The organism is Blastomonas sp. RAC04, assembly GCF_001713435.1.
GTDB classification, from domain to species: domain Bacteria; phylum Pseudomonadota; class Alphaproteobacteria; order Sphingomonadales; family Sphingomonadaceae; genus Blastomonas; species Blastomonas fulva.
Window position 1 is genome coordinate 166,358 of sequence record NZ_CP016460.1, and the last position, 14,608, is coordinate 180,965.

Below are 14,608 nucleotides of genomic sequence, written 5' to 3' on the forward strand. Positions count from 1 at the left end.
AGCCGGCGTCAGGCTGAATCATGGCACGCGTCTGCGTGGCCGCACGATCTGCTCCTCGATCACGGATCCCATCGCCGCGCCGCTTCTCATGTCCAGAAAGGCCTTCTGGCGGTCGTCATGCGCAAGTGAGAGGAGGTATCGGCTTGCCTCCTTGTAGGTCAGAAAAGGCCGCCCATCGACGAAGACGGGAACGGTGCGGCCGTTGAAAATCCGGCGCAGCAACCGCCGCTGCGGCCTGTCTAGCGATTGACTGCGTTCTTCGGTGATGGCGGGGTCCTCAGCTGCGAAAGCTATCATGCAACTACCATCGACACGGCATGCAGGCATCCATTTTGTGCGGCGTGCTGCTTGATCCGAGATGTAATCTGGGGGCCGTCGGCTGCGCATCGGCGGCAGTGCCGTCACCAAGGGGTATGCGGTTGCGAACCAGTAGGGGAACCCGGTTTGAAGACGGTAGCCCCCGCGGCTCTGACGGCCCGGAACAGCGGGAGATGAGAACGCCCGGCCCGTGGACCCGGGCGTTCTGCGTCTCAGCTCGTGCGGTTGAACGTCGTCGTCACAATGTCGGGCATCCCTTCCGCGGCCCAGACAATCGTCTCGGTCATCGTCTGGGCGTCCTTCGCCGAGGTGTAGACACGTGTCGACACCCGCTTGCCGTCCCTTGCGAGCGTCATCACCAGTGTGGCGGGCTCGGGCTGGCGCAACGAGATGCTGTCGATGAAACCCATATTCCCTGTCACGGGAACCGCCACGCCGTCGAGACGGGCGGTGGACTCGGCCGTCATCCGTGATCCATCCGGAGCGATGATCTCGACCCGTGTGTTCCAATGCCCCTCCGTCGCCTCACGGAACGCGATGGTGACTGCACGCGGGCGTTCTGCGGAGGGGATTTGCGCCACATCGAGCGACCAGGTGCCGACCAGAGGCGAGGCGCCCGCGGGGACCACCGCCTCGGAACCCGGTGCCACGACATCTTCGAACGCACCAATCGAGGTCATCAACAGCCCGGCGGCGGCGAGGGGTAGGGCAATCAGCATCATCATCTTTCCTTTCGACCATGGGCCGTGCCTGTGCGGCGGCCTGTCCGAGCTATCGGTCGAGCGTGACTGTGATGACAGATCGATTTTCCTGTCCCAGATTTTCTGGGCGTCCAGCAAGCGGGCCAATTCGCGGCTGCTGCCCACCCCGGTCTTGCGCCGCGCTTCGCGCAGGCGTTCGTTGATCGAGGCTTCCGAGCGGTTGAGTCCTGCAGCGATTGATTTCACGGTATGCCCTTCGGCCAGCAACCGCAGGATTTCGAGCTCCTTGGCGTTGAGCTTGGCAGGCTCAATCGCAGGCGTCCCGATCGTCGGGGGCAGGGCGGACATGCGCCTTGCTCACCACAGGTCCGCAAGAGCGTCCAGCACGATTTTTTTGGGTAGTGGCGGGCGATCATTGGAATGATCACGCCAGTGCGCCTTTCTGGACTGCCAAGAGACGCTATTGCGCGGGAGCGGCCCTTCGATCTGAAACCCAAAGGCGCGACGCGTCACCGGCTGCGTGTCGGCCAGTTGGGCGGTCTCAAAGGATGCAGCGGCCGATTTGGCGAGCTTCATGGCCAGTCGTGCGCCGCTGGGCAAATCAGTTGGCTTGTCGGTCAGGCGGACCAGGGCTCCGCGAGTGTCAAACGGGGAAAATTTGTCCGATCCGGTATTAACGAGCATCAGGCATGTATATCGTTACGACCTTGACCTGATCCAGTTCGCGCCAGGCGACGGCGAAATCGTCTGAAGTTGGTATCTTTCTTGGACATGGTTCATGCCACTCGTTCGACCCTGCGACACACGATAGGTCACACAGTTGGCAGGCGCCAAATGCGGAGCGAGAGGGCAAATCATTGTTTTTCAATAGTTTGCAGCTGAACGTGGCTGGGGTGGCAGGATTCGAACCTGCGAATGCCGGTACCAAAAACCGGTGCCTTACCACTTGGCGACACCCCAATGCCGTGCTCGCGGCGCTGTCGGGCGGTGTGGGCCGGGGCAGCGCGGGAGGCGCCTATATACGGAAAAGGCGCGGGCCGCCAAGCGCCTTTTTGGAGGCGCTGGCGGTGCAGGGCAGCAGGCGTGCCCGCGCGATCAGCCGATGCGGTGCACCCAGCCGTGCGGATCGGCGGCATCGCCGCGCTGGATCGACACCAAGGCCGAACGCAGCGCCGCAGTCACCGGGCCCGACTGGTTGCCGCCGATGGTGAAGCTGCCTTGCGGTGATTTGACCGTTCCCACCGGGGTCACCACCGCCGCAGTGCCGCAGGCGAAGGTTTCGCGGAGCTTTCCGCTCTGGGCATCGCTGCGCCACTGGTCGATCGAATAGGGCTCCTCGCGCACGGTCAGGCCCTGGCCGCGCGCCAGTTCGATGATCGAGTTGCGGGTGATGCCGGGCAGGATCGTTCCGGTCAGCGGCGGGGTGATGATCGAGCCGTCCTCGAACACGAAGAACAGGTTCATGCCGCCCAGTTCCTCGACCCATTTGTGCTCGGCAGCATCGAGGAACACGACCTGGTCGCAACCCTGCGCGGTGGCTTCGGCCTGCGCGACAAGGCTGGCAGCGTAGTTGCCGCCGCATTTGGCTGCGCCCGTTCCGCCGGGTGCGGCCCGGGTGTAATGCTGCGACACCCAGATCGTCACCGGGGCGACGCCGCCCTTGAAATAGGCGCCGACGGGCGAGGCGATGGTGATGAACAGATACTGCCTGGCCGGGCGTACGCCGAGGAACACTTCGCTCGCAAACATGAACGGGCGCAGATACAGCGCGCCGCCATCGACTTTGGGAAACCAGTCGCTGTCGATCCGCACCAATTGCTCGACCGATTCGATGAACAGTTCGGGCGGCACCGCGGGCATCGCCATGCGCGCTGCGGATTCGTTGAAGCGCCGGGCGTTGGCATCGGGGCGGAACAGCGCGGTGCTGCCATCGCTCAGCCGATAAGCCTTCATACCCTCGAAAATTTCCTGCGCATAATGCAGCACCGACGAGGCCGGATCCATCGGGATCGGCGCGCGCGCGGTCACTTTCGCGTCGTGCCAGCCGCCCTTGTCCTCGTCATAGCGCACCACCACCATGTGATCGGTGAACAATTTGCCGAAGCCCGGATCGGCGAGCGCCGCATCGCGCGCATCGGCGGGGGTGGGGTTTGAAGTCGGCTCAACGGCGAAGGGCAGCATGTCATCCCCTGAAAACTGCAAGGATTATGGGTGGTCGTCTGGTCCCGATCGCTGGCCTTGCTGCAACACGGGCTTGCCAAGACCTAATCGTGCTGGCAATCAAGGTCAACATGCCTGTCCCATCTTCCCCTTCAGCATCCGCCCTGTTTTTGCGCGAGGATGAAATCCGGCACGGCGTCGAGCTGCTGTTCTTCGGCTATACCCGGCTCACCAAGTCGATCGACGACCAGCTGGCCAAGCAGGGGCTGGGCCGGGCGCACCACCGCGCGCTGTATTTCATTGCGCGCAACCCCGATCTGACGGTGAGCCAGCTGCTGCGCGCGCTGGCGATCACGAAGCAATCGCTGGGCCGGGTGCTGACCGAGCTGCAACGCCGCAACCTGATCGAGACCCGCAGCGGCGAGACCGACCGCCGGCAGAAATTGCTGAGGCTGACACAGGCGGGCGCGACGCTGGAAGCGGAGCTGTTCGATGCGCTGCGCACGCGGCTGTCGCAGGCGTACCGGCGCGCAGGGCAGGATTCGGTCACCGGCTTCTGGCGGGTGCTCGAAGGGCTGGTGCCCGAGGCTGACCGCGCGCTGTTGGCCGAACTGGGAAGCGAGCGGCGCCCCGGCTAACGCGGGGGCCCAGCGCTGGGGCCAAGCGCGGGGGGGCATGACGCTAGGGCATAGGCGATTGCCATGCTTGCCAAAGAAATCGCCGACATTTCCGCTTTGCGTCTTGCGCTGCTTCTGCAATTCTTGCGGAAATCAGGCAAAAACCAGGAGCGGACACCCCAATGGCAACCATGCGCAGCGTCGTGCTGAAAGCCCCGATTGCAGGCCTGCCGCAGCCGCAAGACTTCACCTTTGCCGACAGCGAAATCCCCGCGCTGGGCGAGCATCAGTTCCTGATCGAACACCGGATCGTCTCGGTTGACCCCGGCGTGCGGTCTAGGCTGTCGGCGACCGGGGCGAGCTATGCGCCGCCGATCCCGCCGGGCGGTCGCATCGACGGGTTCGTGGTGGGACAGGTGACAGAGAGCCGCAACGAGCGTTTTCCGGTCGGGACCTGGGTGACCGCAGGCGGCGGCTGGGCGAGCCACAGCATCGGCGATGGCCGCGGCTATATCATGCCGCTCCCTGACAACGGCCTGCCACGCTCTTTATGGCTGGGTATCCTCGGCATTCCCGGCATGACCAGCTGGTTCGGGCTGAAGCGCGTCGGCGCCATGCGCGAGGGCGCGCATGTGCTGGTGACGTCGGCGGCAGGCGTGGTCGGCGCGACAGCGGGGCAACTGGCCAAGGCCTGGGGCGCTGCCAGCGTGGTCGGAATCGCAGGCGGGCAGGACAAATGCGACTGGTTGACCCGTGAATGCGGGTTCGATGCCGCGATCGACTACAAGGGCACCGATGATCTCGCGGGCGCAATTGCCGCTGCGATGCCCAAGGGCGTCGATCTGTTGTTCGACAATGTCGGCAACGCGATGATCGACACCGTGCTGCCGCTGATGCGGTTAAACGGTCATATCGTGGTGTCGGGGCAGGTCGCAGACTACAGCGTGCCGCACGACCAGCGCGTCGGCATCACCAACACCGCCGAATTCATCGCCAAGCGCCTGACGATGCGCGGGCTGGTGGTGTTCGATGACATCCCGCAATTCGCCGCAGCGCAGGCCGAGATGGGCGGGATGATCCGCGACGGCAAGCTCGTGTACCGCGAGGAGCTGTTCGACGGGCTCGACCAGCTTCCGCAAGCGTTTTGTGGGTTGTTTACCGGCGCCAATTTCGGGCGGCGGCTGGTCCGGCTGGGAGACGCGTGATGGCGCACGAATTCCGCATCGAAGACCAAGTCTATACTCGTTTCACCTTTGAGCGCGACGGGCGGGTGCTGCGCGCGGTCATCACCTCCGACCACCCGGTCAACGGCGTCGATGGCCCGATGCACGACGAGCTGGCGCGGGTGTTCACCGACCTGCAGCGCGATAGCGAAAGCGACATCATCGTGCTGACCGCCAGGGGCCGCGCGTTCTGCGCCGGCGGCGATTTTGCGTGGTTCCAGCAGCAGATCGACGACCCGGCAAGCTTCCGCGCGATTGCCTGGGATGCCAAGCGGATCGTCACCAGCCTGCTCGAGATGGAAAAGCCGTTGCTGTGCCGGTTGAACGGTGCGGCGGCGGGGCTGGGGGCGACGATCGCGTTGCTGTGCGACATCATCGTCGCCGACGAGAGGGCACTGATCGGCGATCCGCACGTCAAGGTGGGGCTGGTCGCGGGCGATGGCGGCGCGATGATCTGGCCGCAGCTGATCGGCTATGCCCGCGCCAAGGAACTGCTGATGACCGGCGACATGCTGACCGCGACCGAAGCCAAGGCGCTGGGGCTGATCAACCATGCTGTGCCGGGGGCTCAACTCGATGCCAAGCTGGGCGAAATCATCGCCAAGCTGCAGGGCAACCCCAAATGGGCGGTGCGCTGGACCAAGACGGTGACCAACATACCCTTGCGCGCACTCGCCGCACAGATGATGGATGCGGCGATCGGGTGGGAGAGCGTCTCGAACTATCTCGGCGACCGGCGCGAGGCGGTCGCGGCGATGGCCGAGAAGCGTGCTCCGAATTTGACCGGGGAATGAGGGGGATGCTGGTGACCTTGTTCGTCATTCCCGCGAACGCGGGAATCCCGCCTTATTGCTCCACCGCCGTGCGGAAGCGGAACCCCCGCCTTCGCGGGGGTGACGGAGAGGGGACAAGCGAATGACCCTGCAAACCTTCACCGACGAACCCGATCACGTCTCCGCGCTGCGCGCGACCTTGCAGCGGTTCCTTGCCGAGCACGCCCCGCGCGAGGCGCGGCAGGCGTGGGACAAGGCGGCGCGCTGGCCGCGTGATGTCTACAGCAAACTCAATGCGTTGGGTCTGACGGCTCTCACCGTGCCGGAAGAGTTCGGCGGGGCAGGGCAGGACCTTGTCGCGGCGATCGCGGTGATCGAGGAGTTGGCGGCAGGCGGCCCGTGCCTCGCAGGTCCCTTCATCCACACCAGCTTCTACGGCGGCATGAACCTCAGCGAAAACGGCTCGCCTGAGCAGAAGGCCGAATTCCTGCCGAGGCTGGCCAAAGGCGAGTTGTTCTTCGCTTATGGCCTGTCCGAACCCAATGTCGGCGGAGACCTTGCCAGCGTAGAGACCCGCGCGGTGCGCGAGGGCGACGATATCGTGATCAACGGAGCTAAGCGCTGGTGCACCGGCGCGGACTGGGCGGATTACATCTACTGCCTCGTGCGCTCGGGCCCGCCAGAAGACCGCTACAAGAACCTGTCGTTCGTGCTGGTGCCGACCAAGGCCGCCGGCGTGACGATGCAGGATATCGAGCACGTCAACCTGCGCTACACCCACAGCCAGGACGTGTATTTCGACAATATGCGTCTGCCGGTATCCGCGATCGTCGGGGGCGAGGCGATGTGGAACAAGGGCTGGAAGCTGCTCGCGGGCCGCGCGCTCGATGTCGAGAAGCTCGAGATTTCCGCGGTAGCGCTCGGCATCGCCCGCGCCGCGATCGACGAGGCCTGGGGCTATGCGCAGGAGCGCGTCCAGTTCGGCAAACCAATCAGCCAGCATCAGGCGATCCGCCACAAACTGGTGACCGCGCGGACCAAATGGCAGGCGGCGCGGCACATGCTCTACCACGCGGCGTGGCTGGCCAATGAAGGGCGGCCGTGCTCGGTCGAGACCAGCATGGCCAAATTGTTCGTCGCCGACATGGGCGTCGAGATTGCGTTGATCTGTCAGCAGGTGATGGGCTCCTATGCGCTCAGCGATGCCTATGAGATGGAACGCCATGTTCGCGATCTGCTCGGCATGCCGATCGTCGGCGGGTCGAGCGACATGCAGAAGAACAATCTGGCGAGCTTGATGCGGTTGTGATGATAGCGCCCTCTCCCCTTCAGGGGAGAGGGAAAGACGGCGCGAAGCGTCGTCAGGGAGAGGGGAAGGGCGCGGGGGACTCCCCCTCTCCCCGGCCCTCTCCCCTGAAGGGGAGAGGGAGAACCAATATGAAACCACTCGAAAGCATCGAACCCTTGGGCCATGTGGTCGCGATGCTGCTGCCCGGCATCGCCGCGCGCGGTGACGAGATCGAGGAGGCGCGGCGACTGCCTTCTGATATCGCGCAGTCGCTGGCGCGGGCGGGCGTTTTCAACATGGTGCGGCCCAAAAGCCTCGCCGGTCTGGAGATGGCGCCACTCGATCTGGTGGGCGTGCTGCATGCGATCGCGCGCGCTGAAGCCAGCACCGGGTGGTGCGCGATGATCGGCGCGACCACTGCGATCAACGCCGCCTATCTGCCGCATGACGTCGCCGCCGAGGTCTATGCCGATCCGCACTCGATCACCGGCGGAGTCTTCGCGCCGATGGGGCGAGCCGACGACATGGGCGATCACTACAAGGTATCAGGCCGCTGGCAGTGGGGATCTGGCAGCGCCAATTGCGACTGGCTGTGCGGCGGTGCGATGGTGTTCAAGGACGGCGAACTGCAAAGGTTCGACAACGGCGCGCCGTATCACCGGATGATGATCTTCCCGGCCAGCGAGGTCGAACTGCTCGATACCTGGCATGTGATGGGGATGAAAGGCACCGGCTCGGGCGATATCGCGGTCAGGGATGCGATCGTCCCCAAGGCGCGCAGCGTCTCGCTGATCGCGGACAAGCCGGTCGAGCAGGGGCCGCTCTACCAGTTCCCGGTGTTCGGGCTGCTCGCAATGGGGGTCGCCTCGGTGGCTTTGGGCAATGCGGTGGGCGCGATGGACGAGATCAAGGCGCTCGCCCGCGCCAAGAAGCCGCAGGGCGGCCAGCGCACCATGGCCGAACGCACCGTGGTGCAGACCGACCTGATGCGCGCCGAGGCGAAATTGTCGGCGGCGGAAGCCTTCTTCCGCGAAAGCATCGCCGAATGCTGGGAGGGCGCGACGACGCGCGGCGAACTGTCGCCCGAGGAACGCGCCAAGCTGCGGCTGGCAGCGACCCATGCGACCGAAACCTCCGCCGATGTCGCCAAGACCGCGTTCACCATCGGCGGCGGCAGCGCCGTCTACATGACGAGCTCGCTTCAACGCCGCTTCCGCGATGCGCATGTCGCGACGCAACACATCGCGACCGCGAGCAGCGTGTATGAGCTGGTCGGGCGAGTGGCGCTGGGGCTGCCGACGGATACGGGGATGCTGTAATCTCTCCGCCTCTCCCTTGATGGGGTCGCGATGTGGTCCAGCTTTTCTCCCCTCCCGCTTGCGGGAGGGGTGGCCGAAGGCCGGGGTGGGCCCGCGCCAACGCCAGTTCAGGCCCACCCCGGCCCGGAAAACCGGGCATGCCCCTCCCGCAAGCGGGAGTGGAGAGGCGTCGCTTCTTCGAACTAACCGCTCAATACGCCCCGGCAGACTCCCGCACCACGGCGATCCCCGCCTCGCGCTGGCGCTTGAGTTCCTGCTTCAGCTTGACCGGGTCCTCGGCGATCACGAAGCCGAAGCTGACCCCGCCTTCCTTGCCGATGGTCGCGTGGTGCAATTTGTGCGCCTGGACGATGCGCTTGGCGTAGCCGCTTTTGGGTACCCAGCGGAAATAGCGCTGGTGGACGAGGCCGTCGTGGATCAGCGTGTAGATCGCGCCATAGATCATCACGCCGATGCCCATCCATGTCGCCGGCTCCCACAACCATGCACCGATGACGAACAGGCTGATCGAGATCGCCGAGCCGACAATCGCATAGAGGTCGTTCTTCTCGAGCACATTGTCATGCGGTTCGTGATGGTCGCGGTGCCAGCCCCAGCCCCAGCCGTGCATCACATATTTGTGGCTCCACCAGGCGACGAATTCCATGAACGCGGTGGTGGCAATCACGATGCCGAGATTGATAAGAGCCTGCATGGTCACAAGAATAGGCGCAATCGCCGCCGGTTTGAAGAGGGCTCGTGCAGGCGGTTGCAGCCGCAACCAAATACGCGCTGGATTTGGCCCGGCGCATCTGCCAAGCGACGGGCACAAACGCCCAAGATACGAAGGTTTCTGGTGATGGCCCAAGCAAAGACGCTCTATGAAAAAATATGGGACGCGCACGTCGTCGACCAGCGCGACGATGGCACCGCGATCATCTTCATCGACCGGCATCTTGTCCATGAAGTCACCAGCCCGCAGGCGTTCGAGGGACTTCGCATGGCTGGACGCAAGGTGCGCAGGCCCGATCTGACGCTCGCGGTCCCCGATCACAACGTGCCCACCACACCGCGCGTCGATGCAGCGGGCAAACGCATCGCGATCGCCGACCCGGAAAGCCGTGCCCAGCTCGAGGCGCTCGAGCGCAATGCGCCTGCGTTCGGCGTCCCCTATATCGATGCGACAGACGTGCGGCAGGGGATCGTCCACGTGATCGGCCCCGAACAGGGCTTCACGCTGCCCGGCTGCACCATGGTGTGCGGTGACAGCCACACCGCGGCGCACGGCGCGCTGGGCGCGCTGGCGTTCGGTATCGGCACCTCCGAGGTCGAGCATGTACTGGCGACTCAGACGCTGCAGCTCAAGCGGTCGAAATCGATGGAGATCCGCGTCGAGGGCGATCTGCCCCCGAGCGTCAGCCCCAAGGACCTGATCCTGCACATCATTGGCCAGATCGGCGCTGCCGGCGGCACCGGCCATGTCATCGAATATCGTGGCCGTGTGTTCGAGCAGATGTCGATCGAGGGGCGGCTGACGGTCGCCAACATGTCGATCGAGGCAGGCGCGCGCGCTGGTCTGATCGCACCCGATGAGACGACCTTCGCGTATCTTAAGGGCCGCCCGATGGCACCCAAGGGTGCCGATTGGGACGCGGCGGTCGCCTATTGGCGGACGCTCAGGACCGATGACGGCGCGGTGTTCGACCAGAGCGTGGTGATCAACGCCGCCGAAATCGCGCCTTCGGTCACCTGGGGCACCAGCCCCGAGGACGTGGTGCCGATCACAGGGCACGTTCCCGATCCCGAAAGCTTTGCCGATCCGTCGAAGCGTGCGGCGGCGGAAAAGTCGCTCGCCTATATGGGGCTGACCGCGGGCACGCCGCTCAGCGAAGTGCCGGTCGAGCACATCTTCATCGGCAGCTGCACCAACAGCCGGATCGAGGATCTGCGCGCCGCCGCAGCCGTGCTCAAGGGTCGCCGCAATGCGCCTGGCATCAAGTCCGCGCTGGTGGTGCCCGGCTCGGGTCTGGTCAAGCGCCAGGCCGAAGAAGAGGGTCTGGACCGCATCTTCATCGACGCCGGCTTCGAGTGGCGCGAGCCGGGCTGCTCGGCGTGCCTCGGCATGAACCCCGACAAGGTGCCCGCAGGTGAGCGCTGCGCCTCGACCTCGAACCGCAACTTCGTCGGTCGCCAGGGCCCCGGCGCGCGCACCCATCTGGTCAGCCCCGCCATGGCGGCGGCAGCGGCGGTGACAGGTCGGCTCAGCGATGTGCGGACACTGGTCTAGGGATTTGGTCTGGGGATTTGAACGCTGCGCGACCGGGCGCACGACAGCAGGGGAATGAAATGGCCAAGACACTGACCGCAGCCACCGGAGCCGCACTGGCTCTTGTTTTTTCCACCCATGCGTTGGCGCAGGCACCGCAGCCTGAAGTGCAGCTGTGGCGGCTCGATTGCGGCACGGTCGCGGCAAATGATCTCAACGCCTTTTCCGACACAAAGGCCTACACCGGCCAGTCCAAGCGGCTGACCAGCAGCTGCTACCTGATCCGCCATGGCAGCGATTATCTGCTGTGGGACACGGGGCTGCCATCGGCGATGAAGGGCAAGCCGCTCGACGACAGCCAAGCGATGGACGCGACCGTCACGCTGACGATCAAGGAGCAGCTCGCGCAGCTGAAGGTCGATCCGGCGAGGATCAAATATGTCGGCCTCAGCCACTATCACTTCGATCACAGTGGGCAAGTCGCGGACTTCCCGAGTGCCACGCTGATCGTCGGCAAGGGCGACTGGACGGTGCTGACCACCGATCCTGCGTCCTATGGCGCCAACCCCGCGCCGTTCGCGCACTGGATTTCGGGCGGCGGCAAGGTCGAGCAGGCGACGACCGACAAGGACGTGTTTGGCGATGGATCGGTGACCATGCTGCGGCTGCCCGGGCACACTCCGGGGCACAGCGGCCTGCTGGTGCGGCTCAAGGAAAGAGGGCCTGTGCTGCTGACCGGAGATCTCGCGCATTTCAGCGAGAACTACGCGTCAAACGGCGTGCCGACCTTCAATGTCGACCGCGCCGATACTCTGGCATCGCTTGACCGTTTCAAGAAACTGGCAGACAATCTCAAGGCAACAGTGATCATTCAACATGAGCCGGCAGACGTGGGCAAGTTGCCGACGTTTCCCCAGGCGGCGGAGTAAATGCAGTGAGCAAGGACAAGAAGGACGGCTGGTCTAACAGCGCCATGGCGGGCGCGGCGGTGGGTTCCGCTGCGCTGGCGGCAGCTTTGCTGTATGTCGGCAAGCAGTTCACAAAGCCGAAGAGCGATACCCCCGCAAAGCCTGACGAGCCGGGCGCCGAAGCCACCGAGGGCCCGCATGCAACCGATTGATCGCGTCGAGGGCAAGGCCATCCCCTTTGGCCGCAAAAACGTCGATACCGACATCATCATCCCCTCGCAGTGGCTCAAGACGATCAGCCGCGAAGGGCTGGGCGCAGGCGCGTTCGAATCGATCCGTGCCGAGCCGGGCAACATCTTCGACGATCCCGAATTTGCCGGGGCGCCGATCCTGATTGCGGGCGACAATTTCGGCTGCGGGTCGAGCCGCGAGCACGCCGCATGGGCGCTGATCGACCTCGGCATCACCGCGGTGATCGCGCCCAGCTTTTCGGACATCTTTTCGAGCAACGCGTTCAAGAACGGTATCCTTACCGTCGTGCTGCCGCAGGAGGCTGTCGATCGGCTGATGGAGGTCGCCCAGACCGACACCATCCACATCGATCTGGAAAGCCAGACCGTGACCACGCCGTTCCAGGACCGGTTCAGCTTCGAGATCGACCCGTTCCGCAAGACCTGCCTGATGCAGGGGCTCGACGAGATCGGGCTGACTTTGGGCAAGGCGGATGCGATCGGCGCGTATGAAAAGAAGGTCAGCGCGGATCGCCCCTGGATGGTGCCTGTAGCAGCTTGACACCGTCATTCCCGCGAACGCGGGAATCCCGCTTCGGCGCAACGATCGCATGAACAGCGGGACCTCCGCCTTCGCGGGGGTGACGAAAACCAATAACAAACGGAGAGAGCCTCATATGAAAGCCCTTTTGTCGACCGCCGTTGGCGGACCCGAAACCCTCCAGATGACCGAGATCGACGCGCCCGTCGCGGGTCCCGGTGAACTGCTGGTCGCGGTCAAGGCATGCTCGATCAACTTCCCCGACGCGCTGATCATCAAGGACATGTACCAGCTCAAGCCCCAGCGCCCGTTCGCGCCGGGTAGCGAGATTGCAGGCGTGGTCGAGGCGGTGGGCGAGGGCGTCACCGGCTGGTCGGTCGGCGACCGGGTGATCGCAGGCACCGGCTTTGGCGGGCTTGTCGAGAAGAAGGTCGTTGCGGCTGCGGGCGCGTACAAATTGCCCGAGCAGTTCAGCTTCGAGCAGGGCGCATCGCTGCTGATGACCTATGGCACATCGATCCACGCGCTCAAGGATCGCGGCCACATCAAGCCGGGTGATACCTTGCTGGTGCTGGGCGCGGCAGGCGGCGTAGGCCTCGCGGCTGTCGAACTCGGCAAGGCCTATGGCGCACGCGTCGTTGCAGGCGTCTCGAGCGAGGCCAAGGCACAGGCGGCACGCGAATCCGGAGCGGACGAAGTGGTGGTCTATGGCCGACAGCCGTTCGACAAGGACCAGTCCAAGGCGCTCGCGAACGCGTTCAAGGATGCGGTCGGCCCCAATGGCGCGGACATCGTCTATGATGCGGTCGGCGGCGACTACAGCGAGCCTGCGGTGCGCGCGATGGCCTGGGAAGGCCGCTTCTTAGTGGTCGGCTTCCCCGCCGGGATCGCCAAGCTGCCGCTTAACCTGACGCTGCTCAAGAGCTGCGATGTCTGCGGTGTGTTCTGGGGCGCGTTTGCCGCGCGCGAGCCCAAGCGCAACGCTGCAAACATCGCAGAGCTGTTCGACCTGTGGGCGGCGGGCAAGATTTCGCCGCGCATCTCGGAAACCTTCAGCTTCGAAACCGCGCATGAGGCAATCGCCCGGCTTGAAAATCGCGAGGCGATCGGCAAGCTTGTGGTGACGATGTAACGCATCTGCGCCCTGGTCATGCGGTTTGACGCTTGCCGCTGACGCGCGCTGTGCGTATGCGCTAGGCTATTCTGCATGACCAACCTTCTGCACGACAATAAGGGGCCGAAATGACCACTTTCAATGACCGCGAACGCGCGTTCGAAGCCAAGTTTGCAGCCGATGAAGACCTGCAGTTCCGCATCACCGCGCGGCGCAACCGCCTGCTGGGCAACTGGGCGGCAGAGCAGATGGGCCTGACGCCTGCCGAAACGGACTCCTACGCCAAGTCAGTCGTCCAGGCCGATTTCGAGGAAGCCGGTGACGAGGACGTGATCCGCAAGCTGCTGGGCGATCTGGTCTCGGCGGGCGTCGAAATCGACGAGCTGGGCGTCCGTGCCGCGCTTGAGGCCAAGATGGTCGAGGCGCGCCGCCAGTACATCGAAGAGGCGAACTGAACCATGCCCATGGCTGCCGCCGACATCGAGGCGCTGATCAAGGCCGGTATCCCGGACGCCGAGGTTTCGATTACCGATCTGGCGGGCGATGGCGACCATTATGCCGCGCATGTCGTGGCCGAAAGCTTTCGCCCGATGAGCCGCATTGCCCGCCAGCGCGCGGTCTATGCAGCGCTGGGCGGACGCATGGGCGGTGAACTGCACGCCTTGCAACTGACCACGGCGCTCCCCAGCTAAACGCCAGGCCATATTGGCACCATCTGCATATCCACGGAGCTGAACCCATGACCGACACCGCACAGGCCCGCATCGCCGAGATCGTTCAAGCCAACGACGTCCTGCTGTTCATGAAGGGCACGCCGCTGTTTCCGCAGTGCGGCTTTTCCAGCAAGGCGATCGCCATCCTCGACCATCTCGGCGTCGACTATGAAAGCGTCGACGTGCTGCAGGACATGGAAGTCCGCCAGGGCATCAAGGAATTTTCCGACTGGCCGACCATCCCCCAGCTTTACGTGAAGGGCGAGTTCATCGGCGGATCGGACATCATGATGGAAATGTTCGAAGCTGGCGAACTGCAGGCGCTGATGCAGGAAAAGGGCCTGGTAGGGGCCAACTGAGCACCTTTACCGTTGCTTTGACACCCGACATCCAACCACGTCACCCCTGCGAAAGCGGGGGTGACGTTTTTTTATGGGAGCATCGGCGATAGCGGGATT

The 14,608-nt window shown here is 64.4% G+C and carries 18 protein-coding genes and 1 tRNA gene; 13 read left to right on the top strand and 6 right to left on the bottom strand.

Annotation, left to right across the window (positions count from 1 at the left end; genetic code table 11):
- Window positions 1-18 precede the first annotated feature (18 nt).
- The 5 genes from BSY18_RS01695 to BSY18_RS01715 form a co-directional block, all read right to left on the bottom strand.
- Window positions 19-297 carry a hypothetical protein gene (locus BSY18_RS01695; protein WP_083231261.1) on the bottom strand — a complete coding sequence of 93 codons (279 nt, stop codon included), beginning with the start codon at window positions 295-297 and terminating at the stop codon, window positions 19-21.
- A 233-nt stretch (window positions 298-530) separates the two neighbouring features.
- Window positions 531-1,367, bottom strand: a complete 837-nt coding sequence (locus BSY18_RS01700; RefSeq protein ID WP_083231262.1) for a helix-turn-helix domain-containing protein — start codon at window positions 1,365-1,367, stop codon at window positions 531-533.
- A 9-nt stretch (window positions 1,368-1,376) separates the two neighbouring features.
- The gene (locus tag BSY18_RS01705) at window positions 1,377-1,703 is read right to left on the bottom strand and encodes a hypothetical protein (protein ID WP_069049454.1); all 327 of its coding nucleotides are present in this window, start codon (window positions 1,701-1,703) and stop codon (window positions 1,377-1,379) included.
- 201 nt (window positions 1,704-1,904) lie between these two features.
- Window positions 1,905-1,979 (bottom strand) — tRNA-Gln (locus BSY18_RS01710).
- Between the two features lie 135 nt (window positions 1,980-2,114).
- Window positions 2,115-3,200 (bottom strand): branched-chain amino acid aminotransferase, encoded by a 1,086-nt coding sequence (locus BSY18_RS01715; RefSeq protein WP_069049455.1) that lies wholly within the window; start codon window positions 3,198-3,200, stop codon window positions 2,115-2,117.
- A gap of 110 nt (window positions 3,201-3,310) precedes the next feature.
- Between BSY18_RS01715 and BSY18_RS01720 the strand changes: the two genes are divergently transcribed.
- From BSY18_RS01720 to BSY18_RS01740, 5 genes are all read left to right on the top strand, one after another.
- The gene (locus BSY18_RS01720) at window positions 3,311-3,817 is read left to right on the top strand and encodes a MarR family winged helix-turn-helix transcriptional regulator (protein WP_069051630.1); all 507 of its coding nucleotides are present in this window, start codon (window positions 3,311-3,313) and stop codon (window positions 3,815-3,817) included.
- 161 nt (window positions 3,818-3,978) lie between these two features.
- Window positions 3,979-5,001, top strand: a complete 1,023-nt coding sequence (locus tag BSY18_RS01725) for an NADP-dependent oxidoreductase (protein ID WP_069049456.1) — start codon at window positions 3,979-3,981, stop codon at window positions 4,999-5,001.
- Window positions 5,001-5,813, top strand: coding sequence for an enoyl-CoA hydratase/isomerase family protein (locus BSY18_RS01730; RefSeq protein ID WP_069049457.1), 813 nt, complete (start codon window positions 5,001-5,003; stop codon window positions 5,811-5,813). The genes BSY18_RS01725 and BSY18_RS01730 overlap by 1 nt, the downstream gene beginning before the upstream one ends.
- Before the next feature lie 121 nt (window positions 5,814-5,934).
- Window positions 5,935-7,101 (top strand): acyl-CoA dehydrogenase family protein, encoded by a 1,167-nt coding sequence (locus BSY18_RS01735; protein ID WP_069049458.1) that lies wholly within the window; start codon window positions 5,935-5,937, stop codon window positions 7,099-7,101.
- Between the two features lie 128 nt (window positions 7,102-7,229).
- On the top strand, window positions 7,230-8,399 hold the full coding sequence (locus BSY18_RS01740) for an acyl-CoA dehydrogenase family protein (protein ID WP_069049459.1): 1,170 nt from the start codon (window positions 7,230-7,232) through the stop codon (window positions 8,397-8,399).
- A gap of 190 nt (window positions 8,400-8,589) precedes the next feature.
- Here the strand turns inward: BSY18_RS01740 and BSY18_RS01745 are convergent, their stop codons facing one another.
- The gene (locus BSY18_RS01745) at window positions 8,590-9,093 is read right to left on the bottom strand and encodes a sterol desaturase family protein (protein WP_054133313.1); all 504 of its coding nucleotides are present in this window, start codon (window positions 9,091-9,093) and stop codon (window positions 8,590-8,592) included.
- 144 nt (window positions 9,094-9,237) lie between these two features.
- Between BSY18_RS01745 and leuC the strand changes: the two genes are divergently transcribed.
- The 8 genes from leuC (at window position 9,238) to grxD (ending at window position 14,509) form a co-directional block, all read left to right on the top strand.
- Window positions 9,238-10,665 (top strand): 3-isopropylmalate dehydratase large subunit, encoded by a 1,428-nt coding sequence (leuC, locus tag BSY18_RS01750; protein WP_069049460.1) that lies wholly within the window; start codon window positions 9,238-9,240, stop codon window positions 10,663-10,665.
- A gap of 59 nt (window positions 10,666-10,724) precedes the next feature.
- Complete coding sequence (locus tag BSY18_RS01755) at window positions 10,725-11,573, top strand: N-acyl homoserine lactonase family protein (protein ID WP_069049461.1); 849 nt, start codon at window positions 10,725-10,727, stop codon at window positions 11,571-11,573.
- Between the two features lie 5 nt (window positions 11,574-11,578).
- On the top strand, window positions 11,579-11,764 hold the full coding sequence (locus BSY18_RS01760; protein WP_069049462.1) for a hypothetical protein: 186 nt from the start codon (window positions 11,579-11,581) through the stop codon (window positions 11,762-11,764).
- Window positions 11,751-12,344 carry a 3-isopropylmalate dehydratase small subunit gene (gene leuD, locus BSY18_RS01765; RefSeq protein ID WP_069049463.1) on the top strand — a complete coding sequence of 198 codons (594 nt, stop codon included), beginning with the start codon at window positions 11,751-11,753 and terminating at the stop codon, window positions 12,342-12,344. Before BSY18_RS01760 ends, leuD begins: the two co-directional genes overlap by 14 nt.
- Window positions 12,345-12,459: 115 nt before the next feature.
- The gene (locus tag BSY18_RS01770) at window positions 12,460-13,455 is read left to right on the top strand and encodes an NADPH:quinone oxidoreductase family protein (protein ID WP_069049464.1); all 996 of its coding nucleotides are present in this window, start codon (window positions 12,460-12,462) and stop codon (window positions 13,453-13,455) included.
- Window positions 13,456-13,565: 110 nt separating this feature from the next.
- The gene (locus BSY18_RS01775; protein ID WP_054133307.1) at window positions 13,566-13,892 is read left to right on the top strand and encodes a DUF1476 domain-containing protein; all 327 of its coding nucleotides are present in this window, start codon (window positions 13,566-13,568) and stop codon (window positions 13,890-13,892) included.
- 3 nt (window positions 13,893-13,895) lie between these two features.
- Complete coding sequence (locus BSY18_RS01780; protein WP_054133306.1) at window positions 13,896-14,129, top strand: BolA/IbaG family iron-sulfur metabolism protein; 234 nt, start codon at window positions 13,896-13,898, stop codon at window positions 14,127-14,129.
- Window positions 14,130-14,176: 47 nt separating this feature from the next.
- Complete coding sequence (grxD, locus tag BSY18_RS01785) at window positions 14,177-14,509, top strand: Grx4 family monothiol glutaredoxin (RefSeq protein WP_054133305.1); 333 nt, start codon at window positions 14,177-14,179, stop codon at window positions 14,507-14,509.
- Window positions 14,510-14,608: the final 99 nt, after the last annotated feature.